General features: G+C 59.5%; 28 protein-coding genes. 20 read left to right on the top strand and 8 right to left on the bottom strand.

Annotated elements, in window-relative coordinates; translation table 11 throughout:
* The first annotated feature begins 5 nt into the window (after positions 1 to 5).
* From BOA8489_RS13215 to uvrC, 5 genes are all read left to right on the top strand, one after another.
* On the top strand, positions 6 to 767 hold the full coding sequence (locus tag BOA8489_RS13215; RefSeq protein WP_093974795.1) for an ABC transporter permease: 762 nt from the start codon (positions 6 to 8) through the stop codon (positions 765 to 767).
* A 179-nt stretch (positions 768 to 946) separates the two neighbouring features.
* Complete coding sequence (locus tag BOA8489_RS13220; protein ID WP_093974532.1) at positions 947 to 1,747, top strand: S49 family peptidase; 801 nt, start codon at positions 947 to 949, stop codon at positions 1,745 to 1,747.
* Between the two features lie 179 nt (positions 1,748 to 1,926).
* Entirely contained in the window at positions 1,927 to 2,871 is a 945-nt protein-coding gene (locus BOA8489_RS13225; protein ID WP_093974534.1) for a calcium/sodium antiporter, read from the top strand.
* Positions 2,829 to 3,653 carry an SDR family oxidoreductase gene (locus tag BOA8489_RS13230; RefSeq protein WP_281256197.1) on the top strand — a complete coding sequence of 275 codons (825 nt, stop codon included), beginning with the start codon at positions 2,829 to 2,831 and terminating at the stop codon, positions 3,651 to 3,653. The genes BOA8489_RS13225 and BOA8489_RS13230 overlap by 43 nt, the downstream gene beginning before the upstream one ends.
* 303 nt (positions 3,654 to 3,956) lie before the next feature.
* Entirely contained in the window at positions 3,957 to 5,822 is a 1,866-nt protein-coding gene (gene uvrC / locus BOA8489_RS13235; RefSeq protein WP_093974797.1) for an excinuclease ABC subunit UvrC, read from the top strand.
* On the opposite strand, the gene trhA is transcribed toward uvrC, so the two are convergent.
* Positions 5,819 to 6,466 carry a PAQR family membrane homeostasis protein TrhA gene (trhA, locus tag BOA8489_RS13240; RefSeq protein ID WP_093974538.1) on the bottom strand — a complete coding sequence of 216 codons (648 nt, stop codon included), beginning with the start codon at positions 6,464 to 6,466 and terminating at the stop codon, positions 5,819 to 5,821. The genes uvrC and trhA overlap by 4 nt on opposite strands.
* Before the next feature lie 122 nt (positions 6,467 to 6,588).
* Here trhA and pgsA point away from each other — a divergent pair, with 122 nt between their 5' ends.
* From pgsA to BOA8489_RS13265, 5 genes are all read left to right on the top strand, one after another.
* On the top strand, positions 6,589 to 7,251 hold the full coding sequence (gene pgsA / locus BOA8489_RS13245) for a CDP-diacylglycerol--glycerol-3-phosphate 3-phosphatidyltransferase (RefSeq protein WP_093974541.1): 663 nt from the start codon (positions 6,589 to 6,591) through the stop codon (positions 7,249 to 7,251).
* Positions 7,248 to 7,496 carry a molybdopterin converting factor subunit 1 gene (gene moaD, locus BOA8489_RS13250; protein ID WP_093974543.1) on the top strand — a complete coding sequence of 83 codons (249 nt, stop codon included), beginning with the start codon at positions 7,248 to 7,250 and terminating at the stop codon, positions 7,494 to 7,496. The genes pgsA and moaD overlap by 4 nt, the downstream gene beginning before the upstream one ends.
* Positions 7,496 to 7,936: a molybdenum cofactor biosynthesis protein MoaE gene (locus BOA8489_RS13255; protein WP_093974545.1), complete on the top strand. Its 441-nt coding sequence runs from the start codon at positions 7,496 to 7,498 to the stop codon at positions 7,934 to 7,936. Before moaD ends, BOA8489_RS13255 begins: the two co-directional genes overlap by 1 nt.
* 183 nt (positions 7,937 to 8,119) lie before the next feature.
* Positions 8,120 to 8,344 carry a hypothetical protein gene (locus BOA8489_RS13260; RefSeq protein ID WP_093974547.1) on the top strand — a complete coding sequence of 75 codons (225 nt, stop codon included), beginning with the start codon at positions 8,120 to 8,122 and terminating at the stop codon, positions 8,342 to 8,344.
* Between the two features lie 180 nt (positions 8,345 to 8,524).
* Positions 8,525 to 8,716, top strand: coding sequence for a hypothetical protein (locus tag BOA8489_RS13265; protein WP_093974550.1), 192 nt, complete (start codon positions 8,525 to 8,527; stop codon positions 8,714 to 8,716).
* A gap of 386 nt (positions 8,717 to 9,102) precedes the next feature.
* On the opposite strand, the gene hrpB is transcribed toward BOA8489_RS13265, so the two are convergent.
* Positions 9,103 to 11,502 carry an ATP-dependent helicase HrpB gene (gene hrpB / locus BOA8489_RS13270; RefSeq protein ID WP_093974553.1) on the bottom strand — a complete coding sequence of 800 codons (2,400 nt, stop codon included), beginning with the start codon at positions 11,500 to 11,502 and terminating at the stop codon, positions 9,103 to 9,105.
* 79 nt (positions 11,503 to 11,581) lie between these two features.
* Here hrpB and meaB point away from each other — a divergent pair, with 79 nt between their 5' ends.
* Both meaB and rpmB read left to right on the top strand, forming a co-directional pair.
* On the top strand, positions 11,582 to 12,586 hold the full coding sequence (gene meaB / locus BOA8489_RS13275; protein WP_093974799.1) for a methylmalonyl Co-A mutase-associated GTPase MeaB: 1,005 nt from the start codon (positions 11,582 to 11,584) through the stop codon (positions 12,584 to 12,586).
* A gap of 157 nt (positions 12,587 to 12,743) precedes the next feature.
* A complete protein-coding gene (rpmB, locus tag BOA8489_RS13280; RefSeq protein WP_093974556.1) occupies positions 12,744 to 13,031 on the top strand; it encodes a 50S ribosomal protein L28 in 288 nt (95 codons plus the stop codon).
* Positions 13,032 to 13,088: 57 nt separating this feature from the next.
* Here the strand turns inward: rpmB and BOA8489_RS13285 are convergent, their stop codons facing one another.
* Positions 13,089 to 13,790, bottom strand: a complete 702-nt coding sequence (locus BOA8489_RS13285; protein ID WP_245813833.1) for an NAD-dependent deacylase — start codon at positions 13,788 to 13,790, stop codon at positions 13,089 to 13,091.
* A 59-nt stretch (positions 13,791 to 13,849) separates the two neighbouring features.
* Here BOA8489_RS13285 and BOA8489_RS13290 point away from each other — a divergent pair, with 59 nt between their 5' ends.
* A complete protein-coding gene (locus BOA8489_RS13290; RefSeq protein WP_093974560.1) occupies positions 13,850 to 14,290 on the top strand; it encodes a low molecular weight protein-tyrosine-phosphatase in 441 nt (146 codons plus the stop codon).
* On the opposite strand, the gene BOA8489_RS13295 is transcribed toward BOA8489_RS13290, so the two are convergent.
* Both BOA8489_RS13295 and BOA8489_RS13300 read right to left on the bottom strand, forming a co-directional pair.
* Positions 14,287 to 14,589 carry a hypothetical protein gene (locus tag BOA8489_RS13295; RefSeq protein ID WP_093974562.1) on the bottom strand — a complete coding sequence of 101 codons (303 nt, stop codon included), beginning with the start codon at positions 14,587 to 14,589 and terminating at the stop codon, positions 14,287 to 14,289. The two genes, BOA8489_RS13290 and BOA8489_RS13295, sit on opposite strands and share 4 nt — an antisense overlap.
* Before the next feature lie 104 nt (positions 14,590 to 14,693).
* The gene (locus BOA8489_RS13300) at positions 14,694 to 15,314 is read right to left on the bottom strand and encodes a LysE family translocator (RefSeq protein WP_370807208.1); all 621 of its coding nucleotides are present in this window, start codon (positions 15,312 to 15,314) and stop codon (positions 14,694 to 14,696) included.
* A gap of 51 nt (positions 15,315 to 15,365) precedes the next feature.
* Here BOA8489_RS13300 and BOA8489_RS13305 point away from each other — a divergent pair, with 51 nt between their 5' ends.
* From BOA8489_RS13305 to BOA8489_RS13330, 6 genes are all read left to right on the top strand, one after another.
* Positions 15,366 to 15,809: an Lrp/AsnC family transcriptional regulator gene (locus tag BOA8489_RS13305; protein ID WP_093974564.1), complete on the top strand. Its 444-nt coding sequence runs from the start codon at positions 15,366 to 15,368 to the stop codon at positions 15,807 to 15,809.
* 127 nt (positions 15,810 to 15,936) lie between these two features.
* On the top strand, positions 15,937 to 16,545 hold the full coding sequence (locus tag BOA8489_RS13310) for a DUF6778 family protein (RefSeq protein ID WP_245813835.1): 609 nt from the start codon (positions 15,937 to 15,939) through the stop codon (positions 16,543 to 16,545).
* Between the two features lie 61 nt (positions 16,546 to 16,606).
* Complete coding sequence (locus BOA8489_RS13315) at positions 16,607 to 17,392, top strand: ion transporter (RefSeq protein ID WP_093974806.1); 786 nt, start codon at positions 16,607 to 16,609, stop codon at positions 17,390 to 17,392.
* 12 nt (positions 17,393 to 17,404) lie between these two features.
* The gene (pth, locus tag BOA8489_RS13320) at positions 17,405 to 18,091 is read left to right on the top strand and encodes an aminoacyl-tRNA hydrolase (RefSeq protein WP_093974566.1); all 687 of its coding nucleotides are present in this window, start codon (positions 17,405 to 17,407) and stop codon (positions 18,089 to 18,091) included.
* A complete protein-coding gene (locus BOA8489_RS13325; RefSeq protein ID WP_093974568.1) occupies positions 18,088 to 19,119 on the top strand; it encodes a DUF2332 domain-containing protein in 1,032 nt (343 codons plus the stop codon). The genes pth and BOA8489_RS13325 overlap by 4 nt, the downstream gene beginning before the upstream one ends.
* Positions 19,120 to 19,153: 34 nt before the next feature.
* On the top strand, positions 19,154 to 19,531 hold the full coding sequence (locus BOA8489_RS13330; protein ID WP_093974570.1) for a DUF2237 family protein: 378 nt from the start codon (positions 19,154 to 19,156) through the stop codon (positions 19,529 to 19,531).
* Between the two features lie 13 nt (positions 19,532 to 19,544).
* Here BOA8489_RS13330 and trpB read toward each other — a convergent pair whose 3' ends face one another.
* Together trpB and trpS are read right to left on the bottom strand one after the other, a co-directional pair.
* Complete coding sequence (trpB, locus tag BOA8489_RS13335) at positions 19,545 to 20,777, bottom strand: tryptophan synthase subunit beta (RefSeq protein WP_093974572.1); 1,233 nt, start codon at positions 20,775 to 20,777, stop codon at positions 19,545 to 19,547.
* A 67-nt stretch (positions 20,778 to 20,844) separates the two neighbouring features.
* Positions 20,845 to 21,873 (bottom strand): tryptophan--tRNA ligase, encoded by a 1,029-nt coding sequence (gene trpS / locus BOA8489_RS13340; protein WP_093974574.1) that lies wholly within the window; start codon positions 21,871 to 21,873, stop codon positions 20,845 to 20,847.
* 83 nt (positions 21,874 to 21,956) lie between these two features.
* Here trpS and BOA8489_RS13345 point away from each other — a divergent pair, with 83 nt between their 5' ends.
* Positions 21,957 to 22,649, top strand: a complete 693-nt coding sequence (locus BOA8489_RS13345) for a rhomboid family intramembrane serine protease (RefSeq protein WP_093974576.1) — start codon at positions 21,957 to 21,959, stop codon at positions 22,647 to 22,649.
* Here the strand turns inward: BOA8489_RS13345 and murJ are convergent.
* Positions 22,640 to 24,220 carry a murein biosynthesis integral membrane protein MurJ gene (gene murJ, locus BOA8489_RS13350; protein WP_093974578.1) on the bottom strand — a complete coding sequence of 527 codons (1,581 nt, stop codon included), beginning with the start codon at positions 24,218 to 24,220 and terminating at the stop codon, positions 22,640 to 22,642. The genes BOA8489_RS13345 and murJ overlap by 10 nt on opposite strands.

The raw sequence follows: 24,220 nt of genomic DNA on the forward strand, positions 1-24,220 counted from the left end.
CCGACATGAACTGGAACGGCATCCGCGCAATTTACCGCTTTGAAATGGCGCGCTTCTTCCGGTCAATCATCCAGTCGATCGTCTCGCCGGTCCTGTCGACCTCACTCTATTTCGTCGTTTTCGGAGCCGCCATCGGCAGCCGCATCGACGAGGTCGAAGGCGTCAGCTACGGCGCGTTCATCGTACCCGGCCTCATCATGCTGTCGGTCCTCACGCAAAGCCTGCAAAACGCCAGCTTCGGCATCTATTTCCCGAAATTCATCGGCACGATCTATGAAATCCTTTCGGCCCCGATCTCGTCTCTGGAAATCGTGATCGGCTACGTCGGCGCCGCCGCCACCAAAGCCATGCTCATTGGCTCCATAATCCTCGGCACCTCGTTCTTTTTCGTCGACATATCGATCCAACACCCGTTCTGGATGCTCGCCTTCCTCATGCTTACCTGCGTGTCGTTCTCGCTCATGGGCTTCATCATCGGCATCTGGGCGAAAAGCTTCGAACAACTGAACCTCGTCCCGCTTCTGGTGGTCACACCTCTGGTCTTCCTCGGCGGCTCATTCTATTCGATCACCATGCTGCCTCCGATCTGGCAAACGATCTCGCTGTTCAATCCGGTGCTCTACCTCGTCTCGGGCTTCCGCTGGTCCTTCTTCGGCACATCCGATGTCCCGGTCGTTGCCAGCCTTATCGCCATCACGGCCTTCACAGCCCTCGGCCTTGCCATCGTCTGGTGGATCTTCCGCACCGGCTACCGCCTCAAAGCCTGACGCATCTACCTGACTAATAGCCAAAAATAGCCGCTTCTTCTTGGTCCAAATATCCCGGGGGGGAGGCGTCAGCCGGGGGGGATGCCCCCCCACCAGCGGCGTCCGAAGTTGCCACATTAACCCACTCAACACACCATCGTCACTTGTTGCCGCCCATCGGACGTCCTACATCGCCTTTCATGAAAAGATTTATCCCCTTCATGAAATCGTCGCCCACGGTCTCGGTGCTCCGCCTGCAGGGGATCATCGCCGCTCAGGCGCGCGGGGCGGCTCTGAATGACGCCAGCCTCGCCAGCATGATCGAAAAGGCCTTCACCAAAGGCAAACCCGACGCCGTGGCGCTCCTGATCAATTCTCCGGGTGGCAGCCCAACGCAATCCTCGCTCATCGCCGCCCGCATCCGCCGTCTGGCCGAGGAAAAGAAGGTCAAGACCTACGCCTTCGTCGAAGACGTCGCGGCGTCGGGCGGCTATTACATCGCAGCGGCCGCCGATGAGATCTGGGTCGACCGCCACTCGGTCATCGGTTCCATCGGCGTGATCTCTGCTGGCTTCGGCTTCACCGACCTGATCCAACGCTACGGCATCGAACGCAGGGTCTATACGGCAGGTAAATCCAAATCCATGCTCGACCCGTTCCGCCCCGAAAACCCCGATGACGTCAAACGCCTCAAAGCCCTTCAGGAACATATCCACCTGGGCTTCATTGACCACGTCAAAACCCGCCGCGGTGCGCGTCTGAACACCGCGATCGAACTCTTCGCCGGTGACATCTGGGTCGGAGACAGCGGCCTTGAAACAGGCCTCATCGACGGTGTGGGCCACGTCGTTCCGAAAATGAAAGAGGTGTTCGGCGACAAGGTGAAATTCCGCGTCTATCAACAGAAAAAGCCGCTGCTCGGCCGCCTAGGTGCACAGGTCACCGACGACGCCCTCAGTGCTGTTGAAGATCGCCTCGCATACGCGCGCTTCGGACTCTGAGCGCCAGCATGATACTCAAGATCGTCACACTCTTCCTCGTCGTCATCGCCGTCCTAGGCATGTTTGGAAAACTCCGCTGGATCCTGCCGTGGAAGAACCGTCTGGCCAGCGACAAATGCAGACATTGCGGTCGCCATCGCATAGGCAAAAGTCCTTGCCCCTGCGGGAAAGCCTGACGCATGGAATTTCTTTTCGCGGCGATCGGACTGTTGATCCTGCTTCTCGCAGGTGACCTTCTGGTGCGCGGAGCCGTCAATTCCTCGCTGCGCCTTGGCCTGCCTGCACTGATCGTCAGTCTGACGATCGTCGCCTTCGGGACGTCGGCCCCCGAACTGCTGATCTCGATCGAGGCAATCAAGTACGACGCCGCAGGCCTTGCCCTTGGTAACGTCGTCGGCTCGAACACCGCCAATATCCTGCTAGTCCTCGGCGTGCCCGCGATCATTTCAACGCTGGACACCGCCGACTGCAATACCCGCAAAAGCTATGTCACCATGCTGCTGGCCAGCGTCATCTTCATCGCCATGGCCTTTGTTGGCCCGTTTACATGGGTCCACGGCGTCATCCTTCTGACGCTCTTGGCGCTGATCCTTGGGGATCAGGCGCGCGAAGCACTGGCCCACCGCCGCTCGCTGGCGGCGATGGAAGAGGACCTCGAAGGCGTCGACCCCGATATGCCGTGGTGGAAGATCGGCATCTTTCTGGTCCTCGGCCTCATCGGTCTGCCACTGGGCGCGGACATCTTCGTCGATGCCTCGCTGATCATCGCCAAGAACTTCGGCGTCTCCGACAGTGTCATCGGCCTCACTCTCGTCGCGCTCGGCACCTCGCTTCCCGAACTGGCGACCACCGTCATGGCCGCGATCCGGCGTCAGGCAGACGTCGCACTTGGCAACGTCATCGGATCGAACATGTTCAACCTTCTGGGCATCATCGGCGTCGCCAGCATCTTCGGGGATATCCCTGTCGATACGTCCTTCCTGACCTTCGACCTCTGGGTGATGCTCGGCGCCTCGCTCCTGATTGCGCCCTTCGTCTTTTCAAACACCCGCAACATGACCCGCCGCTGGGGGGCAGCACTTTGCGCCGCCTACTTTGGCTATATCTGGATGCTTATACATTGACCCAAGCTGCCCTCGTCACAGGCGCCGGAAAACGGCTCGGACGCGCCATGGCGCTCTCCCTCGCAAAACGCGGCTTCGACGTAGCCGTGCACTACAACGGTTCGGCTGAAGCCGCCGAAGACGTCGCGACGCAGATTCGCGCCATGGGCCAGAACGCCGTCACGCTACAGGCCGACCTCACAATCGAGACCGACATGCAGCGCCTCGTCCCCCAAGCCGCCGCGGCCCTCGGCAAACCACTGACCCTCCTCGTCAATTCCGCGTCCATCTTTGAATACGATAACATCCAAACCGCCACCCGCGACAGCTGGGACCGGCACCTTGAATCCAACCTGCGCGCCCCTTTCGTGCTGACCCAGCACTTCGCCGCCCAGGCCCCCGAACCCGAAATCGCAGGCGAATGGAACGACGCCACCGCCCAGGCCCTCGTCGTCAATCTGATCGACCAGCGCGTGCGCAAACTGACGCCCGAATTCATGACGTACACCATCGCCAAGATGGGCCTCTGGGCTCTGACCCAGACCTCGGCGCAGGCGCTCGGCCCCAAGGTGCGCGTCAACGCGATCGGTCCCGGTCCGACGATGCAAGGCGCACGTCAAAGCCGAGAACACTTCGCCGCACAGCGCGCTTCCACCATCCTGGAACGCGGCGCCGACCCTTCGGGGATCACGCAGGCGCTCGACTATTTCATTGACGCGCCAGCGGTCACCGGGCAGCTCATTTGTGTCGATGGAGGTCAACATCTCGGTTGGCTGACACCCGATGTGCAGGGCGTCGAATAGCGCCGGAACCGATGCCGGCACGGAAGTTTTGCACCGCTCGCGGTCCTGTTACATTTCTGTTAAGAAAATGGTAATGTTTTCAGTGAGTTGCGCCATCCACAAAAAAATAGTGTTTAATTTCAACCAGATGCAATTCTGCCTAAAAATTAGGCACTCCCTAGAATGGCTCAATTTCAAACGGAAATTTCGGATCGCTCACAACTTGTCCCTAAGGTTATCCACAGATTAAGTGGACGCCTTTTCTCTTGCTCCTGCCCTTGCGGCGGTGCAGCACGTCCGAGAATCGTTTAAGAGCGAATGGTGATGTCAGATACCAACCGTAAACCCAAACCGGCAGGTCACGAGGTGATCCAGGGTTACCTCAAGACCATTGACGGCTCGCCCGGCGTGTATCGCATGCTCGATGAAAAGGGCGCGGTGCTTTACGTCGGCAAGGCGCGCAATCTCAAGGCCCGCGTCTCCAGCTACGCCCGCCCCACAGGCCACAGCCCGCGCATCGCCCGGATGATCCGCGACACTGCTTCAATGATGTTCCTCACCACGCGCACCGAGACCGAAGCGCTCCTCCTTGAACAGAACCTCATCAAGCAGCTAAAGCCCCGCTACAACGTCCTTCTTCGGGACGACAAATCCTTCCCGAACATCCTGATCTCGCGCGAACACGACTTTCCGGCAATCAAGAAACACCGTGGCGCGAAAAAGGAAAAGGGCGACTACTTCGGCCCCTTTGCCAGCGCCGGTGCAGTCAATCGCGTGCTGAACCAGTTGCAAAAAGTCTTCCTCTTGCGAAACTGCACCGATGCCACCTTCGAGGCCCGCACACGCCCGTGTCTACAATACCAGATCAAGCGGTGCGCCGGTCCCTGCGTCGGCCTCATTTCCGAAGGCGACTACGCAAGCCTCGTCAAAGACGCCCAGCAATTCCTGCGCGGTCGCACAACCGCAGTGCAGGAAACCCTTGCCGCCGAAATGCAGAATGCCTCCGAAGCTATGGAATTCGAACGCGCGGCCGCGTTGCGCGACCGCTTGCGCGCATTGACCTTCGTACAAGGTAGCCAGTCCGTGAACCCGGCAGGCGTGTCCGAAGCCGACGTTATCGCCCTTCACGTCGAAGGCGGGCAGGCCTGCGTTCAGGTCTTCTTCATCCGCGCCAACCAGAACTGGGGCAACCGCGACTACTACCCCCGAACCGGGGCTGGCGCCGACGCGCGCGAAATCATGCAGGCCTTCGTCGGCCAGTTCTACGACAACAAGGACGTTCCCCGCCAAATCCTGCTCTCAGACGCCATTGAAGACAGCGACCTGATGGCCGAAGCCCTTGCCCAAAAAGCTGGGCGCAAAGTCGAAATCCTCGTTCCCCAGCGCGGCGAGAAGAAAGAGCTGGTCGCAGGTGCGCTCAGAAATGCCCGCGAAAGCCTCGCGCGCAAAATGTCCGAAACCGCGACACAGGCGAAACTCCTCACCGGTCTCGCCGATGCGTTTGACCTCGACGGTCCGCCCCAGCGCGTCGAAGTCTACGACAACTCCCACATTCAGGGCGCGCACGCAGTCGGAGCGATGATCGTCGCCGGCCCGGACGGTTTCATCAAAAGCCAGTATCGCAAGTTCAATATCAAGGACACGACCATCACGCCCGGCGACGACTTCGGCATGATGAAAGAGGTCCTGACACGCCGCTTCAAGCGCCTTCTGAAAGACGACCCCGACCGTCAGACCGAAAACTGGCCCGATCTCCTGTTGATTGATGGCGGGGCAGGGCAGGTCAGCGCCGTGCGGCAAATCATGGCCGAGTTGGGCGTCGAAGACGTCCCCATGGTCGGCGTCGCCAAGGGCGTCGATCGTGACCACGGCAAAGAGGAATTCCACCGCACCGGTTTACGCCCCTTCGCGCTTCAGCGCGGCGACCCGGTGCTCTACTTCATCCAGCGCATGCGCGACGAAGCCCACCGCTTCGCCATTGGAGCCCACCGCGCCAAGCGCTCGAAAGCCGTCGGCGCCACCCCGCTCGATGAGGTTCCCGGCGTAGGCGCTACCCGCAAACGCGCGCTTCTCGCACACTTCGGCTCAGCCAAGGCCGTGGGCCGCGCAAACCTGAATGATCTGAAAGCCGTCGACGGCATCTCGGACGCAATCGCCGAAACGATCTACGATCATTTCCACGGCAGTTAAGCGACGACCGCAACCACGGCCGCGGCATACATCGTCACACTCGCGACCAGCACGAACCCGTGCCAGATCGTCATGTGAAACGGCACGCGCCTTGCCAGATAAAAGCCAATCCCTACCGTATAAAGCAAACCACCCGCCGCAATCAGAATACCCGTCATCGGCGGCAATGCAGCGAATATTCCGAACGCCACCAACCCCGCGCACCAGCCCATCCCGAGATACAAGGCAATGGACGTGCGCCGAAACCGGAACGGGCAGAACATCTTCAATGATATCCCCGCCGCTGCCGCCGCCCACAAAGCGCCGACCACCAAAACCCCCTGACCCGCCAGCATCGCAAACCCGGTAAACGTCCCGGCGATCTTGAGATAAATAGCCGAATGATCCAGCCGCTTGAACAGCCACTCCCAGTCCGGATGCGGGAAGATGTTGTAAACGGCGGAACACAGGATCATCGCCGCAAAGCTCAACCCGTAAAGACCCATCCCCACAATCGTCGCCGGCCCCCCGTCTGACAGTATCGCCAAAACGATCAACACCGGCACACAAGTCAGAACCACCACCATCCCAAGGATATGCACCGCAAGATCCGAAAGATATTCGGACCGTGTGTAACCCAACTGTCTGCCCAACAAAATGTTCATGGGCTGGGCATATATTGGCTTTGTGACTCGCATATGACTCCACCGTGCGCCGCTTTTTGCTTTCTCGCAACACTACCCTAACGGCACTTTCCCTTTCCGCGTTGGGGCAGTAAGCCAGTGACATGACATGGAACCTGCCAAATATCCTGACGCTTCTTCGCCTGATCGCAGCCCCGGGCCTTGTGATCATGTTCCTCTATTTCACCCGACCTTACGCCGACTGGTTTGCCCTGTTCCTCTTCGTCACCGCAGCCCTCACGGACTGGATCGATGGCTATCTCGCCCGCGCTTGGAAACAGGAAACCAAACTTGGTGCCATGCTCGATCCCATCGCCGACAAGGCCATGGTCGTGATCGCACTCCTCGTCATTACGGGATACGCCGGCATGGACCCCTGGATCCTGCTGCCTGCCACCATCATCATGTTCCGCGAGGTTTTCGTCTCGGGCCTGCGCGAATTCCTCGGCGACACCGCTGGCACGCTCAAAGTCACCAACCTCGCCAAATGGAAGACCACGGCGCAGATGGTCGCCATCGCCGTCCTTTTCGCCACGGGCATCTTTCAGCACATGTGGATCGAACGCACCGTCGGTATGGACCGCGACGTGGTTTCCGAAATCATGATGGGCGGCGACGACCCCGTGCACATCCGCCTCATCAGTAAAACCTACTGGTACACATGGTGGATCGGCGTCGGCCTGCTGTGGGCCGCTGCCGCGCTGACCATCATCACCGGCTACGACTACCTGAAAAAATCGCTGCCCTACCTTCGAGACAAGCCATGATCGATGTCCTCTACTTCGCATGGCTGCGCGAGCGCATTGGAGCGCCGAAAGAACGCGTCGAAACAAACGCCGAAACCGTCGCCGATCTTGTCACCGAACTCGCGGCCAAAAGCGATGCCCACGCGCTTGCATTTTCGGACATGAAATCGGTTCGCGTCGCCGTCGATCAGGAACTGACCGACCTTGACGCCTCTCTGAAAGATGCCCGCGAAGTCGCTTTCTTCCCGCCCATGACGGGTGGCTGATGACAACCCGCGTCCAGTCCCAGCCCTTCGATATGGGCGCCGAGGTCCAGGCCTTCACCAAGACCGCCACCGGGGCAGGGGCCATCGTCACCTTTTCAGGCCTCGTGCGCGACGAAGGCGGCACGCTCACCGAGATGGAGATCGAACACTACCCCGGCATGACCGAAAAAGCCCTAGAAGCCATACGGGCAGAGGCCGTCACCCGCTGGTCCCTCACCGACGCCTTGGTCATCCACCGCTTCGGGCAATTGAAGCCCGGCGAGCAAATCATGATGGTCGCCACCGCATCCCGTCACCGCTCGGACGCTTTTCAGGCCGCAGAATTCCTCATGGACTACCTCAAGTCCCGCGCGCCGTTCTGGAAAAAGGAACTTGGTGCGGACGGCCAGACGTGGGTCGACGCCAAAGATACCGACGAAGACGCCCTGAAACGTTGGTGACCGTCTAAGTATCTGATTCAAAATAAGTCTAACAAAATCGCTTGACGATAGGTTGACCTTGAATAAGACGCGCCCCGCGCCAAATCCCGCCAAAGCTCAACGTCTAATCCGGTTTCAGACACAACCAACCGGAGAAGATCTTTGTCCAAATTCACTTAACTCTTCACCCTCGGCGGCGTCGTTTTGCTGGCCGCTTGTACGACAGCAGAACAAGAAGCAACGCTTACTGAAATACTCTCGGCAGCCGCCATCTATGATCCCGTCATCGCCGATGGCGAAACATCGATCACCGATGCCCCGAGCGACGAAATATCCGCAGGTTTCGCCGACTGTGACGTGGACTACGATTACTGTTCAACAGGAACGGAATTCGCCGATCTTTACTACTACTGGTCTGACAGCAACTAAGTTTATTTCGGAAACGAAAACGTCTCGGGCGACGGCCAATATGGCATTGAAGCCCCAGCCGAGGTTCTGAATGGTATCACACGCTATCAGGGCTACGCCTACGCAGGCAAAGAAGAGTCCGGACTCTAAGGCGCTCTGACGATTGGTGTCGACTTCGCAAGTGGCGGTCTCGTCGGCCTGATGTCTGGTGAATATGGCAGCGTCGAGGTTGGCGGCGATTACATCGGCTCAATCACCGGAACAGTTGTGGGAAGCCGCATGGCGGGCGTCGTCGACATCAGTGGCGATGGTATATCGGGTGGACTTGATATGCTGGGCGCCTTCTTTGGCGATCAGGGCAAACTTTGGCTGGTGGTATCGCCGGTACAGTGAACGGGGAACAATGGGTGGCGAGTTCAGCACCTCCACGCGTCTCCGCGAAGAATGCTGTTTCGATCTGCGCTAATCGCGTCCATATCGTAGTTAATAAATCACGACAAAGGCGCCCCGGTTCACACCGGGGCGTTTTCGTTTGCGCCACCAGCACCTTGACCCGAGACCTTCACGCAAAACTGCACAAACCCTAAGAACCTGTTCATCTTTATGAACGCGCGGTGCGTATTGGGCGCAAATGACTTCACGTGCGTACGGTCGCACCGACGTGATACCGACGTCATACCGACGCGATACCGACGTCACCAAATTGCCGGTTAACGCCATGATTTTCCTGTTAATCTTCGCCAAAACGCCCGCGCAACACCTTTCTCGCGCACCCTGCGTTAAGACCTGCGCGGTTTCGCCCGCAAAGTCGGATCTGCAACTGTAGGGTCCTCTGGCCAGGGATGTTTCGGATACCGCCCCCGCATGTCTTTTCTGACGTCTTCATAAGAACTTACCCAGAAACCGGGGATGTCCATCGTCGTCTGCACCGCCTTCTGCCCCGGCGACAAAAGCGTCACCCGCAAGGGTCGTCCCGCCACCGTCGGATGCCGCGTCACTCCGAACATCTCCTGCAATCGCAGCGAAATCTCCGGCGCTTCCTGCCCGTAATCAATCGGAATTTTCCGTCCCAGCGGAGTCTCGAAATGCGCCGGCGTTTCCCGATCCAGAACCTGCATTTGCCCCCAATCCAGCCGCGCCCTCAGCGCGGGCAAAAGGTCGAACCCCTTCCAATCATTGGCATTTTTCACCCGCCCCAAATGCGGCAGCAGCCAGTCCTCCAAATCCTCTATCAGCGCCGCATCGTCCATACCGGGCAGTTCGAACCCCGCCGTCCGTACCATCTCGACTCGTGCGCGAAACCGTTCCGCCGCAGGCGAAAATGAAAATCCCAACTGCCGCACACCCTCCAACATCGCGGCGGCAATCAGAGCCTCCGGCGCCTCCGTCCAAGCCCTTGATGTCAAAGCGATTGCGCCCAGCCGCTCCTCAATCCGCGCAACCACACGCCCCTTCCGACGCGACCATTCGACGGCCTCCACGGTTTCGATCTGATCCCCCATAACGTCACGTAACGCGCTTTCGGAAATCGGCAAAGCCGTCCGGATCATCGCCTCACGCGGATGGCCATCCGTATCCGTCACCACCAAAAGTCGCGATCCCGCCAAGTCATCCCCCGCATCCATCTTCGCGCCCCTGCCCCCCGACAAAAGCCAGCGCGGATCCTCCCCCGGTCGCCGCAATCCGACCCGATCCGGAAACGCCAAAGCCGCCTGTTCCGCTGGATCGCGCCGCCTCGTGGTCCCGGCCCGTGACCGCAACCGTTTCGCTTCCGACCGAATGCGCTCCAACCCCGGCTCTCGTCTGCCGTCCCTCATCGCCCGAAGCCTCAACCCAAGGTCCACGCCCACCCCGCGCAGAGGATCGCGATCCCCCAAAAGAGCAGCCAAATCAGCAGCATCCGCTCCGGCCACGGCGATCATATGCGCCAATCGCGGATGCAAAGGCATCTTCGCCAAGGCCCGCCCATGCTCGGTAATCCGCCCCTGATCCAGCGCCCCCAAGCCAGTCAAAAGCGCCTCGGCCTCCGCCATCGCGCCCTTCGGCGGTGGCGTCAAGAACGGCACATCCGCAGTCCCCCAATCCGCCAACTCAAGCGCCAATCCGGCCAAATCCGCCGTCTCGATCTCGGCAGGAGGAAACGCCGCCAAAGCCCCTTCCTCGCCCTTCGTCCAAAGCCGGTAGCACACTCCAGCCGCCACACGCCCGGCCCGCCCGCGCCGCTGATCCGCCTCCGCTCGCGTCACCCGCTCTGTTACAAGCCGCGACATTCCCGATCCCGGATCATACCGCGCCCGCCGCGCCCGGCCTGCGTCCACCACAACAGTTATGTCCGGGATGGTTAACGACGTTTCCGCAATCGCCGTTGCCAGCACCACCTTCCGCCCGCCCGAAGGCCTCAAAGCCCGCTGTTGCTCCTTGAACGGCAGTGACCCGTAAAGCGGCAAAACCTCGACGCCCGACAACCGCCCCGCCAAGGCCGACGCAACCTGCCTTATCTCGCGTTCCCCTGGCAAAAACGCCAAGATCCCGCCGTCCGTCTCGCCCGCTGCGCGCGTAATCAACGCCGCCGCCGCAGCCTCCAACCGTTGCTCCTTCGGCGTTGGCTTGTCCAACCACCGCGTCTCCACCGGAAAGCTCTGCCCCGCCGAGGTCACAACCGGCGCATCACCCATCAACGCGGCCACCGGGCCGGCGTCCAAAGTCGCCGACATCACCAGCAAAATAAGTTCGTCCCGCAGCCCCTCGCGAATGTCCAGCGCCAGAGCCAGCCCCAAGTCCGCATTCAGGGATCGCTCGTGGAACTCATCGAAAATCACCGCTCCGACACCCTCAAGACCCGCATCTCCCTGGATCATCCGGGTCAAAATACCCTCAGTCACGACCTCGATCCGGGTCGCGCGGGACACCTTCGCCTCGCCCCGAATACGGTATCCAACCGTCTCGCCCACGCGCTCACCCAAACTCAAAGCCATCCGCTCCGCAGCCGCCCGCGCTGCCAGCCGACGCGGCTCCAGCATCAGAATACGCCCGGTCACCAACCCGGCTTCCAGCATCGCCAAGGGCACCCGCGTCGTCTTGCCAGCCCCCGGTGGCGCCTGCAGCACGGCATGGCCCTTCGTGGTTAACGCCGCCATCAGTTCCGGCAGCACGTGGTCTATGGGCAAAGCGCTCGTCATGCTCCGCTTATCGCAAGGCCAACGCGCAACCGAAAGCCCCACTGGACACCCCGCGCGCGCCGCGCCAAAGTCGCGCCAAATGACCGACCCGCGCCTGACAGACACCGACCGACTGGCCCAAGCCGTCAAGACCGGCGACCGCCGCGCCTTGGCGCGCGCCATCACGCTTGTAGAAAGCGCCCGAAGAGATCATCGCGGCGAAGCGGACGCCCTCCTCGAAGCTCTCGCAGGTTCCGGCAAACAAGCCATGCGCATCGGCCTCTCCGGGACCCCTGGCGTCGGCAAGTCGACCTTTATCGAAGCCTTGGGCTGCCAACTGACAGACGCGGGCCACAAGGTCGCCGTCCTTGCCGTCGATCCGTCCTCAACCCGCACCGGCGGCTCGATCCTCGGCGACAAGACCCGCATGGAACGCCTCTCACGCCAGCCCAACGCCTTTATCCGCCCCTCACCCAGCCAAACCCACCTTGGGGGCGTCGCACGCCGTACACGGGACGCTGTGGCGCTCTGCGAGGCCGCAGGCTTTGACATCGTTCTCATCGAAACGGTCGGCGTCGGCCAGTCCGAGACGATCGTGGCCGAGATGTCGGACCTCTTTGTGCTACTGCTGGCGCCTGCTGGCGGCGACGAATTGCAGGGCGTGAAACGTGGAATCATGGAAATCGCCGACCTCATTTTGGTCAACAAGGCCGATGGAGACCTGAAATCAACCGCCATACGCACCGCTGCCGACTACGCAGGCGCCCTCCGCCTGATGCGCAAGCGCGAAGGCGATCCCGAAGTTTTCCCCAAGGCAATGACCGTTTCCGCCCTCGACGAAACCGGCCTCTCCGAAGCATGGGCCGAAATGCAAAATCTCGCCGAATATCGTAAGAAAACAGGCTTTTGGGCCCTCAGACGCGCCGAACAGGCGCGCGGGTGGTTCGCCGACGAAGTCCGTCAAGGCCTTCTGCGCCGCCTTGCCGAGGACCCGAACGCCGAAGCCGCCATGGCGCGCCTAGCCGAAGACGTCGCCTCGGGCCGCCGCGCCCCCGGTTCCGCCGCCGCAGATGTGCTTCAACAGCTTGACGCGGACACCGACTAACGGGGCTTTCTTTGCGTCACAGTGGCTTGACGCCCGCGCGGTTTCCTCCTATCCACCGCAAACGGATTCTTGGGCAGGGCCGATGGCGCTGTCCGTGTGTATTGTGAAGGCCCTCGCGGGGTCTTCTTGACTGAGACAAGAGATTGAGGGAAAGCCCATGTCGCGCCGCTGCGAATTGACCGGAAAGGGCCCGATGTCTGGCAACAATGTCAGCCACGCCAACAACAAAACGCGCCGTCGGTTCCTGCCGAACCTGACCGAGACAGCGCTGATGTCCGAAACACTCGGCCGCACCGTGCGCCTGCGGGTTTCGACATCTGCGCTGCGTACCGTCGACCACCGTGGTGGGCTGGACGCGTTTCTGGATAAAGCCAAAGACGCAGACCTTTCCGCAAACGCGCTGAAGGTCAAAAAGGCGATCGCCAAAGCGCAAGCCACGGCCTGATCCGCTTTTTGTGAAATTGCCGGAATGCCCCGTCCTCAGCGGCGGGGTTTTTCGCGTTTAGCCTGAGGAATCCGGCGGGCCAAGCACCTCATCGACCCAGATCGGGACGATTTCGCTGGCCGAACCATGCCGATGATCGTCGAACAGCCCCGAAACATCCGACGGCTCGAGATTTATCTCAAGCGTTGCTGCACCGGCCCGCGCGGCCTTGGCGACAAATCCCGCAGCCGGATAGACCTGACCGCTGGTTCCGATGGCAACAAACAGGTCTGCGCTGATCAGATGCGCTTCGATTTCATCCATATATTCAGGAAACTCCCCAAACCAGACGATATCCGGGCGCGTCGCCGGCTTCGAACATGACGGGCAGGGATCCGTTGCCGTCATACGCAGGGGCGCATCCCATTTCGCGTCGCAAACCGCGCATTTCGCCCGTGAAAGCGCCCCGTGCATGTGAATCGCCTCTTGTCCGGCAAGTTCATGCAATCCATCGACGTTCTGAGTGATCAATACGACTTCGCCAGAATGTCTCTCCGCCAGTCGCGCCAAGGCAAAATGCGCTGCGTTCGGGTCTGCTTGGGCCGCATTCGCGCGGCGGGCATTGTAGAAATCATGGACCTTGACCGGATCGCGCTCAAACCCTTCGGGTGTTGCGACGTCCGACAGGTCATACTGCGTCCAAAGCCCGTCCTTGTCGCGAAACGTGCCAAGACCGCTTTCCGCCGACACACCAGCCCCTGTAAGGATCACGATCTTCATTTGCTTCCTCATGTCTTCCCCGAATGCTAACGTCGCGGGACACAGCAAGAAAGCCCGCGATGCGCCGCATACTCTTTGTTTGCCTTGGAAATATCTGCCGCTCTCCCACAGCCGAGGCGGTCCTGCGCGCCAAGGCACCGCACCTGAAGATTGACAGCGCTGGCACTGCGGGCTGGCACATAGGCAAACCCCCTTACGGCCCCGCGATCGCTGCCGCTGCATTGCGCAATTACGACCTATCATCTCTAAGCGCGCGACAGGTTCACTCTCAGGATTTTCAGGATTTCGACCTGATTCTGGCGATGGACGAGGATAATCTCGCGGATTTGAAGCGAATTCAGCCTGAAAAAGCCCACGCCACGCTTCGTCTGTTCCTCGATTATGCCCCTGAAACCGGCCAAACCGCTGTCCCGGATCCGTATTTCACGCGCGATTTCGAAGGCGCATTAGACCTGATCGAACGCGCATCAGACGGTCTGATCGCGTCCCTTGCGCCTTAACTCCGACAGAACGTCTCGGCGGCGTTGCCAAAATTCCGGTACCGCTCCCAAAAAACCTCGTGCGAACGTCGGTTGGACTGTCTGATTTCCTGCGCGCGCTGCGGATTGTTGAAAAACGTTGCTGCAAGTCGTTGATCGCTGCGCGTCAGAGTCCGGTTTGCGGCATCCTGAATACACCCGCAAAGCGCGTAATTCCCGTCCGCCCGATCCGATCCCATACAGGCGTTCTTGATCAGATTCGCCTGTGCGGCCCCTGCAAAACCACTCAAAATCACAGCAATTAACGCAATACGTTTCATGGTGCTTCCTATTATGTTTCTGCCTCGCGGCGTGATTGCCCCACGCTCTGCTGCCTGAAAGTCTGCCACACGCCGCGCTCCAGCGCGAGACTTTTTCGCAGGTCCTACATCACCGCGGGATAGAGCGAAGCAACCAAAACCCCCGCCATGGCCCAGTTAAACAGGCGCAACCGTAAAGGATTGGTAAGGATGCGCCGCATTTCTCGGCCCAGCAGGCACCAGACGCTTACGGACGGCAAATTCACCGCTCCAAACACACCCGCCACGAACAACATCGCCAAGGCACTGTCGTTCGGCGCATAAAGTGTCACCGAGGTCAGCGCCATCGACCATGCCTTAGGATTCACCCACTGAAACCCGGCGGCCTGCAGAAAAGTGATCGGCGTTCCCGCCTCGACTCCTGCTTTTGGCGCGGCGGCGTTCGCAATTTTCCATGCCAGCCAAAGCATGTAAACGACACTGACCACGGTCAGCACGTCCCGCAGCCAAGGCCACCTTTCAAACGCCTGGGCAAGCCCAAGGCCCATCAGGAACGCCATGAACACGAACCCAAGCGCGACCCCCAGCATATGCGGAATCGTGCGTTGAAACCCGAAATTCGCCCCTGATGCCATGAGCATAAGGTTGTTCGGGCCCGGCGTGATGGAGGTCACAAAGGCGAAAGTTATCAGGGCGAGAAGCGTTTCGGTCCACATGGCGCAACTATTGACGAATACCGATCGCATGAAATTGCGTAATTGCTTGTCCGGCTGGAGTTTGCGCAATAATGGGTGGCCATGGATGCCATAAACCAGAAAATATTGCGCGAACTTGGGCGCAACGCGCGGCTTTCGAATCTCGAGCTTTCCGATCGTATCGGGCTGTCCCCCTCGGCGTGCCTCAGACGCGTTCAAGAGCTTGAGCGATCCGGCGTGATCACCGGCTATCGCGTTCAGGTCGATCCGATGCGCCTCGGAATTGGCTTCACGGCCTACATCATGGTTGGTCTGTCAAATCACACCAAAGCCAGTCAGGAAGCCTTCGAACAGGCGATATCGCGCGCAAACGAGGTGATCGAATGCCACAACGTCACGGGCACGGTTGAATACCTTTTGCGCGTCGAGGCCGCTGACCTTGCAGCCTACAAGATATTTCATACCGAAGTTTTGGGCACACTGCCGCAAGTTACGGCGATTACTTCCTATGTCGTGATGGGATCTCCCAAGGATTTGCGCGCCTGATCCTGTTACTATCGGGAAACAATCGGCGCACATTGCCTTTAAATTGCCAATTTCTATGACAATAAGGAGCGGCGAGACCTTACGGACGTGCCTGACACCAGGCATGGAAAGGACGACACGGGACTTTATGACCAACAGGCGCTCTTTTGCAGTCGCGCTTACGCTGATGCTTCTGGCTGGATGTGCCGGAACCTGGGAAGTCGCCTATGACGACCCGCCCGGTAGTGATGTGACCAAGGCCTGGCGCGTCGTCGATGTGGTGACAGTGGTGCCCGACACACTAACCGTGTCCAACGACAATACTTTTGCCCCCCAAGCCGATATCGTCTGGCATGGCGAACCGTTCGGAGACCGCCGTGCCCAGGTGGCGGCGGTTCTCGACGAAGGTCTGACACGGGGCACACGCTCACTGCGTGGTAACCGGGCAGTCACGATGACCGCCCGCGTTCTGACGTTCCACGGGGTTACACCAGCCGCTGTCGCCCGCGCGCCCGCGGCGGTTCACAACATACGCTTCGTACTCAGCGTGTTTGACGCCCGCACCGGAGAGGCGCTTGTCTCGAGCGAGAAGATTTCGGCGGATCTGGAAGCCTATGTTGGCATCGCAGCGATTGCCGCCGCGATCAATCGTGAAACCCAGCGCGCGCGCGTTGTGGCGCATCTCGAGGCCGTCATGCGGGGCTGGCTGGGCTTTGGACCTGACCAGAGACGAGAATTTTATAGTGTCGGGCGATAGTCACTTGTCTGGGCAGGATTAGACCACATCTTGCCGTGTGACCCTAAGACCCGAGGCTATCGTGAACACCGCTCTTTCCCGTCTGCTGAATCACCGCCTGTTTGAACCTGTCATCATGGCGTTGATCATCTTTAACGCGATCATACTGGCCCTTGAAACAAGCCCGACCATCATGGCCTTTGCCGGTCCGTTGATCTTGGCGCTGGACAAGATCGTTCTGGGGATTTTTGTTGTCGAGATCATTTTACGGATGTTCCATGATTTCCGGGGATTCTGGCGTGATCCCTGGCGGATCTTCGATTTTCTGGTAGTTGCAATCGCCATCGTCCCGACAACCGGCGCGCTTTCGGCGCTTCGTGCGTTCCGTATTCTTCGTGTGCTGCGACTGGTTTCAGCGGTGCCACAGATGCGGCGCGTGGTGGCGGGCCTCTTGACCGCGCTTCCCGGCATGGGATCGATCGTAGCACTGCTTGGACTGATTTTCTTCGTGTTCAGCGTGATATCCACCAAGCTGCTGGGCGAAGCTTTTCCTGAATGGTTCGGTTCGCTGGGGGCCTCGGCCTATACGCTGTTTCAGGTCATGACACTGGAAAGCTGGTCTATGGGCATCGTGCGCCCCGTCATGGAGATTTTTCCCATGGCTTGGCTCTTGTTCGTGCCGTTCATTATTCTGACTGCTTTCGCCGTTTTGAACCTGTTCATCGGTGTGATCGTCGACGCCATGCAGTCCGAAAACGCCGAAAACGCACATGACGAACGCGAAGCCATGAAAAACGAAAGCGCGGCGATCCTTGAAGAGGTGCGTGCCTTGCGCGCTGAACTTGCGGCCCTGAAAGCAGATCGCTAGGGTCTGGCCGCAATGAAGCTCTTTGTTGGCCTTGGAAATCCAGGCGCGAAATACGCCCAAAATCGCCATAACATCGGGTTTATGGCGCTGGATCGCATTGCGTCCGATCACGGCTTCGCGCCCTGGCGTGGCAAGTTTCAGGGCGCGGTCTCGGAAGGCAAATTGGGCAGTGAGAAAGTCATCCTTCTCAAACCCGAAACCTTCATGAACCTCTCCGGGCAATCGGTTGGCGAGGCCATGCGCTTTTACAAACTGACGCCTGCCGATATCACCGTTTTCCACGACGAGATTGATCTCGCGCCCGGCAAGCTGAAGGTAAAGCAAGGCGGCGGCCACGCTGGTCACAATGGCCTCAGGTCACTGCATCAGCACATCACGCCAGAATATCAGCGCGTGCGCATGGGTGTCGGGCATCCCGGGCACAAGGACGCCGTTCCGGGGTATGTTCTGAAGGACTTCGCGAAGGCAGATCAGGATTGGCTGGACGACATGTTGCGTGGCATTTCCGATGGTGCGCCGCACCTTGCCGAAAGTGATGCGGGCCGGTTCCAGAACGCAGTCGCCCTTCGTCTGAACCCGCCAAGGTCTTCCACAACCGTGAAACCCGCAGCCGCGAAACCGAAACCGGCGACAGCGGACCCCGCGCCCGCAGAAGACGCCAAATCACCTCTTCAGCGCCTGGTCGATAGATTCCGGTGACGTACGACATCCCGCGTGCGTTTCGCGCGCAGTCGGTCGCCTGCGCCAAACTCGGCTCGCCATTCATGGAGCGTCTGATGCTGCTCTTCGCGGAACGCCTGACGCCGGGTACGCCCGTCGCCGACCGTGTGTTCGGCTGGACCGGCGACCCACGCCCGCAAAGCGACAACGTGCCCTTGCGATTGGCCGGGGCACTTCATGCCTTGCGGATCGAAGGGCTGGCGCTGGACACCGTCTATCCACCTCACACGGTCGATGACGACGATCTTTGGCACGAGATCAACCGAACGCTGGAGGCGTTCCCGGATCGCATCCTGAACTGGTTGGAAAGCGCGCCGCAAACCAATGAAGTGCGCCGCTCTGCGGTTCTTCTTCCGGCACTCGCCGTTGTCGAGGCTCGGTTCAATAGGCCTATCGAGGTTCTCGAACTAGGAGCTAGCGGGGGTCTCAATCTCTTTGCCGATCAGTTCCACCTGCAACTTCCAAACGCTGAAATTGGCCCCCCCGAAGCCAAAGTGCGCCTTTGTCCCGACTGGACAGGTCCGACACCTCCGACCGCGCTGCCAACGGTCGCGTCCCGGCGCGGCGTTGACTTGAACCCGCTCGATCCAACCCGCCCGCAAGACCGCCTCCGCCTTCTGGCCTACCTTTGGCCCGATCAACCGGATCGCCTTGAGCGCACAAGCGCGGCGATTGATCTTGCCATGACGGCTCCGGCGCAGATCGACCAGGCTGATGCGGGGGACTGGCTAACTGACGTCCTTGACGCCCCTTCCGGCTTGGGTCGCGTGGTATTTCACACAATTGCCGCCCAATATTTTCCTGCAGCGACAAAAGCAAAAGTCACCACAGCCCTCGCAAGGGCCGGGGCGACCGCAACGCCGCTGATGCCCTTCGCTCATCTGGGAATGGAAGCAGACGGCGGCCTTGGAGCTGTTGTCACTTTGACGATGTGGCCAGGCGGCGAGACGAAGGAAATCGCCCGCGCAGATTTTCACGGACGCTGGGTGAACTGGACCGGCGTTTAAGCCGTGCTAGATCCTCCCTCAAGGGAGCCTGCCAATGAAAAAAGACCCGGCGATCAACGTTCTTGGGGAACCTCTGAAGTCCTGCTCAACCAATCCGGTTACAGGCTTTTTCCGTGACGGGGCCTGCAACACCTGCGCCGAAGATACGGGCCAACACACGGTTTGCGCGATTCTGACGGCGGAATTTCTGGCGTTCTCGAAATACCTCGGCAACGACCTTTCAACACCACGCCCCGAGTTCATGTTTCCCGGACTAAAACCCGGCGACCGCTGGTGCCTTTGCGCGTCACGTTTTCTACAAGCCGCCGAAGAGGGCGCAGGCCCACGGATTTGCCTCGAAGCGACACACTCGAAAACTCTGGATATTGTCCCGCTGGACGTGCTGATGGAGCACGCCTACGAGGAAAACTGACTTTACCCGGACGCTAGGCGCCCAAGTTCATCTCGACCCCAAGCGCCTTGGCGACGGTGAAGATATCCTTGTCGCCTCGCCCGCACATATTCATGCAAATGATGTGGTCCTTCGGCAATTCCGGCGCAATTTTCATGACATGCGCAAGCGCGTGGCTTGGCTCCAACGCCGGGATAATCCCTTCCATCTCACAGCAAAGCTTGAAAGCCTCCAAGGCTTCCGCGTCAGTAATCGCTACGTACTTCGCCCGCCCGATCTCATGCAGCCACGAGTGCTCGGGACCAATTCCGGGATAATCGAGACCGGCGGAAATCGAGAACCCTTCAAGGATTTGCCCGTCATCATCCTGCAACAGATATGTCCGGTTCCCGTGCAAAACACCGGGACGTCCGCCAGTCAACGACGCGCAGTGCTCCATCTTCGCATTCACGCCCTTGCCACCTGCTTCAACGCCGATGATCGACACATCCTTGTCGTCCAGGAATGGGTAAAACAGCCCCATCGCATTCGACCCACCACCGATTGCGGCGATGATCGTATCCGGCAGACGGCCCTCGGCAGCCATCATCTGTTCTTTGGTTTCCTTGCCGATGATCGCCTGAAAATCTCGCACCATCGCAGGGTAAGGATGCGGCCCCGCGACCGTTCCGATGCAATAGAACGTGTCGTGTACATTGGTTACCCAATCGCGTAGCGCGTCGTTCATGGCGTCTTTCAACGTTCCGCGTCCCGAAGTGACCGGCACGACCTCTGCGCCCAAAAGCCTCATGCGGAATACGTTCGGGGCCTGACGCTCGACATCGTGTGCGCCCATGTAAACCACGCACTTCAGGCCAAATTTCGCACAAACAGTCGCCGTTGCAACGCCATGCTGCCCCGCACCGGTTTCCGCGATAATGCGCGTTTTGCCCATGCGCCGTGCCAAAATGATCTGGCCCAGCACGTTGTTGATCTTGTGCGCGCCCGTATGGTTCAACTCGTCGCGCTTCATGTAGACCTTGGCACCGCCAAGATGCTCGCTCAGACGTTCCGCGTGATAAAGCGGCGAGGGACGACCGACATAATGCGTCCAAAGGAAATTCATTTCGTCCCAGAAACTCTGGTCGGTCTTGGCGTGCTCGTACTGCGCTTCCAACTCAAGAATCAGCGGCATCAATGTCTCTGACACGAAACGCCCGCCGAAATCCCCGAAACGCCCGTTCTCATCGGGGCCGGTCATGAAGGAATTGAAAAGATCGTTCGCCATCACACTCTCCACATCTGACTGCACAGGTCTAACGAGGTGTCAGGCCAGCGTAAAGCCATCGCGCAACCTAGCTGCGCGACGACACCATTCCAACAAGATCATAGGTTTTCTGCAGGATCGGCGACGCTATCGCATCCGCCCGTTCCGCCCCTCTACCCAAGATACGGTCGATCTCGGCGGGATCGGCCATGAGACGCTTCATTTCACCGGAAATGGGCGACAGTTTCTCGACTGCGAGATCAGCCAGCAACGGCTTGAACGTCCCCCACTGCATGCCCTCAACCTCGGCTATCACATCGTCATGACTGCGCTCGGACAGCGCCGCGAAGATATCGACCAGGTTGCGCGCAGAAGGGCGATCTTTCAGCTCGGCATAGGTTCCCGGCAAAGGCTCTGGGTCGGTCCTCGCTTTGCGGAACTTCTGCGCAAGTGTGTCCGCGTCATCGCTCATGTTGATCCGGCTCATGTCGCTCGGATCGGACTTCGACATCTTCTTGGTGCCATCGCGCAGCGACATCACGCGGGTCGCCGGACCTTTGATCACCGGTTCGGTAATCGGAAAGAAATCCACACCGTAGTCATGGTTGAATTTTGCGGCGACATCGCGCGTCAACTCCAGGTGCTGCTTTTGGTCATCACCTACAGGCACGTGTGTCGCGTGATAGAGAAGAATATCGGCCGCCATCAGCGCAGGATAAGCAAACAGACCAAGCGACGCATTCTCGCTGTTCTTGCCAGCTTTGTCTTTCCACTGGGTCATGCGTCCCATCCACCCCATACGGGCGACGGTGTTGAAAATCCACGCCAGTTGCGCATGCGCCGGAACCTGACTTTGATTGAACAGGATCGACTTCTCCGGATCGATCCCAGCGGCAATGAAAAACGCCGCAAGCTCACGCGTGTTGTCGCGCAGCTTATTTGGCTCCTGCCAGACCGTGATCGCGTGCAGGTCGACAAGACAATATACGCACTCGTATTTGCCTTCATTCTGAATATCCACAAAACGCTTCAATGCGCCGAGGTAATTTCCAAGCGTCAGGCGGCCCGAAGGCTGGATGCCTGAGAAGACGCGCGGGGTGAACGCCGCATTCGTCATGTTGTACCCTTTCAAGAGGTGGATTTTCGCGTCCACGCGGCTTACCGAGAGGGAACAGTCCCGTCAAGAAAGGCAAACACCCCGTGAGCGATGATCCTCAGCCCCTTCCGCCGGTCGTAAACCCCCTTCCTCCCGTCGTTGTAGCTCTGGCTCTGGCGATCTTTGCAGTCGAGGTGCTGCTCAGCGCCGGGACGCGTGGGATTATCGGAGGAGACGCAGGCGCCGGTTGGCGTGTCGAGGCGATCCAAAGCTATGGCTTTTTCGCGCCACTGCTTGAGTTCATCGTCCAGCAAAAGATGTGGACCACGCCCGAGTTGGTGCGCTTTGTCACCTATCCCTTTATCCACCTTGGCTTCACGCATGTCCTGTTCGTTCTCGTGTTTCTTCTTGCCCTTGGTAAGCTTGTCGGAGAAGTCCTCGGAGGCTTCGCGGTCATTGCGACGTTTTTTATCTCGGCCATTTTCGGGGCCTTTATCTTTGCAGGCGTGAGCGGTGATCCACGTCCTCTGGTGGGCGGGTATCCGGCGGTTTACGGACTGATCGGGACCTACACGTTCATTCTTTGGGTCAGCTACGGCCAGACCGGGCAGAACCAGTATCAGGCGTTCACCCTCATCGGGTTGCTCTTGGGAATTCAGTTGTTCTTCGGCGTCTTTTTTGGCGGCTCAAGCGACTGGATCGCCGAGGCTGCAGGGTTCGTCATCGGCTTTCTGGTCGCGCCCTTCGTTGCACGCGGCGGCTTGCGTCGCCTTTTTGCGCGGATACGTCAGCGCTGACGGCGAAAGACCGCTTTCAGGTCTCCGGGCTTGAATGCGCCCAAACCGAATCCCGCCAGAGCATAAAGCCCCATGCCGAACAGGACCAGAAAACCCAGAATTGCAAACTGAAGACCCCCGATCAGCATCTCGGGTGTGATGAACTGCTCAAGGCTCCAAAGCCCAAGCCCCATCACAATGGCTGCCAGCACGATCCGTCCGATCCGCGCTCTCGCGCGCGCATCCAACTGGCTTGCAACGCCCATCGAGCGACTTTTCCACCACAACAAGGCAAACATCGACCAGCCCGCAACCGTGGTGGCAATAGCGGCCGCGATAAAGCCGATGACAGGGGCCAATCCAATGGCCAGCACCGCGTTCACAACCATGGCGACGGCCGCGAAATAAAACGGACGTTTTGTATCCTCGCGCGCGAAATAAAGCGGCTGCAGGACTTTCTGCATCACGAAAGCCGGCAGGCCCAACCCATAAACGGCTGTCGCCAGAGCGGTCGCGCCCGTGTCATCCGGACCAAAGGCGCCACGCTCGAACAGGATGCCAACCAGCGTCACAGGGATGACGAACAGGGCAACTGCTGCGGGAACAGAAAGAGCCAAAGACATCTCGGCAGCTCGGCTGAAGGCGTACTGACCGCCCGTCGTGTCTTCGGCCTGAAGGCGTCGCGACAGATCCGGCAAAAGGACGATCCCAATGGCGATGCCGACGACGCCAAGCGGAAGCTGATAAAGTCGGTCCGCATAAGATAGCCAGGCGATTGCTCCATCAAAGAAACTGGCAACTTGGCGGCCTACGATGAGGTTGATCTGAACCACACCGCCCGCCAGTGCGGCGGGGGCCGCGATGATCGCGAGTCGCTTCAACTCGGGCGTCCAGACGGGCCACTTGGGTCGCAGATCGAATCCAGCGCGGCGCGCAGCGACCCACACGAAGGCCAGTTGCGCGATCCCCGCCAACACGACGCCGAAAGAGAGTAGCGTTCCGTGGATACCGCGTCCGTCCGACGCCTCGATCACATTCGCCGTGATCACTCCTGTTTCGGCGGCCATCAGCGCCGCGATCAGAATGATGTTCAGCAAAACCGGTGCCGCCGCCGCCGCGATGAAGTGACCGCTGGCGTTCAGAACCCCCGACAAGAGCGCCGCAAGCGAAATGAACAGGATATAGACGAAAACGATCCGACCAAGCGTCACAGCGATGTCAAACCGCTCGTCTCCCGCAAATCCAGATGCCATCGCCAAAACCAGCCATGGCATGAAAACCGTCGCCAATACGGTGAACACCACCAAGATCGCGGCCAGTCCGGCGAATGCGTCGCGCGCAAAGGGTTCCGCACCGTCATCGGCTTCGAGTCTTTTCGAGAAAAGTGGCACGAAGGCCATGTTGAAAGCGCCTTCGGCAAAGAACCGACGGAACATATTCGGCAGCGAAAAAGCGACCAGAAACGCCTCGGCGACAGGCCCCGTGCCAAGCCATGCAGCAATCAGAATATCGCGGACAAACCCGAAAATTCGGCTGAGCAAGGTCCAGAAGCCGACCGTCAGCACCCCGGAGATGAGGCGAATGGGTTTCAC

The sequence above is a fragment of the Boseongicola aestuarii genome, assembly GCF_900184815.1.
In the GTDB taxonomy this organism is placed as follows: Bacteria; Pseudomonadota; Alphaproteobacteria; order Rhodobacterales; family Rhodobacteraceae; genus Boseongicola; species Boseongicola aestuarii.

Coding starts and splice junctions, on each gene's coding strand:
- BOA8489_RS13265 (WP_093974550.1), top strand. CDS start 8,525: ATGTCTGGTGAATATGGCAGCGTCGAGGTTGGCGGCGATTACATCGGC.
- BOA8489_RS13285 (WP_245813833.1), bottom strand. CDS start 13,790: ATGAAGATCGTGATCCTTACAGGGGCTGGTGTGTCGGCGGAAAGCGGT.
- BOA8489_RS13215 (WP_093974795.1), top strand. CDS start 6: ATGAACTGGAACGGCATCCGCGCAATTTACCGCTTTGAAATGGCGCGC.
- BOA8489_RS13220 (WP_093974532.1), top strand. CDS start 947: ATGAAAAGATTTATCCCCTTCATGAAATCGTCGCCCACGGTCTCGGTG.
- BOA8489_RS13310 (WP_245813835.1), top strand. CDS start 15,937: ATGACCAACAGGCGCTCTTTTGCAGTCGCGCTTACGCTGATGCTTCTG.
- BOA8489_RS13225 (WP_093974534.1), top strand. CDS start 1,927: ATGGAATTTCTTTTCGCGGCGATCGGACTGTTGATCCTGCTTCTCGCA.
- pth (WP_093974566.1), top strand. CDS start 17,405: ATGAAGCTCTTTGTTGGCCTTGGAAATCCAGGCGCGAAATACGCCCAA.
- hrpB (WP_093974553.1), bottom strand. CDS start 11,502: ATGACGAGCGCTTTGCCCATAGACCACGTGCTGCCGGAACTGATGGCG.
- trpB (WP_093974572.1), bottom strand. CDS start 20,777: ATGGCGAACGATCTTTTCAATTCCTTCATGACCGGCCCCGATGAGAAC.
- BOA8489_RS13300 (WP_370807208.1), bottom strand. CDS start 15,314: ATGCGATCGGTATTCGTCAATAGTTGCGCCATGTGGACCGAAACGCTT.
- uvrC (WP_093974797.1), top strand. CDS start 3,957: ATGTCAGATACCAACCGTAAACCCAAACCGGCAGGTCACGAGGTGATC.
- BOA8489_RS13305 (WP_093974564.1), top strand. CDS start 15,366: ATGGATGCCATAAACCAGAAAATATTGCGCGAACTTGGGCGCAACGCG.
- meaB (WP_093974799.1), top strand. CDS start 11,582: ATGACCGACCCGCGCCTGACAGACACCGACCGACTGGCCCAAGCCGTC.
- rpmB (WP_093974556.1), top strand. CDS start 12,744: ATGTCGCGCCGCTGCGAATTGACCGGAAAGGGCCCGATGTCTGGCAAC.
- BOA8489_RS13290 (WP_093974560.1), top strand. CDS start 13,850: ATGCGCCGCATACTCTTTGTTTGCCTTGGAAATATCTGCCGCTCTCCC.
- BOA8489_RS13330 (WP_093974570.1), top strand. CDS start 19,154: ATGAAAAAAGACCCGGCGATCAACGTTCTTGGGGAACCTCTGAAGTCC.
- trpS (WP_093974574.1), bottom strand. CDS start 21,873: ATGACGAATGCGGCGTTCACCCCGCGCGTCTTCTCAGGCATCCAGCCT.
- BOA8489_RS13255 (WP_093974545.1), top strand. CDS start 7,496: ATGACAACCCGCGTCCAGTCCCAGCCCTTCGATATGGGCGCCGAGGTC.
- trhA (WP_093974538.1), bottom strand. CDS start 6,466: ATGAACATTTTGTTGGGCAGACAGTTGGGTTACACACGGTCCGAATAT.
- moaD (WP_093974543.1), top strand. CDS start 7,248: ATGATCGATGTCCTCTACTTCGCATGGCTGCGCGAGCGCATTGGAGCG.
- BOA8489_RS13295 (WP_093974562.1), bottom strand. CDS start 14,589: ATGAAACGTATTGCGTTAATTGCTGTGATTTTGAGTGGTTTTGCAGGG.
- pgsA (WP_093974541.1), top strand. CDS start 6,589: ATGACATGGAACCTGCCAAATATCCTGACGCTTCTTCGCCTGATCGCA.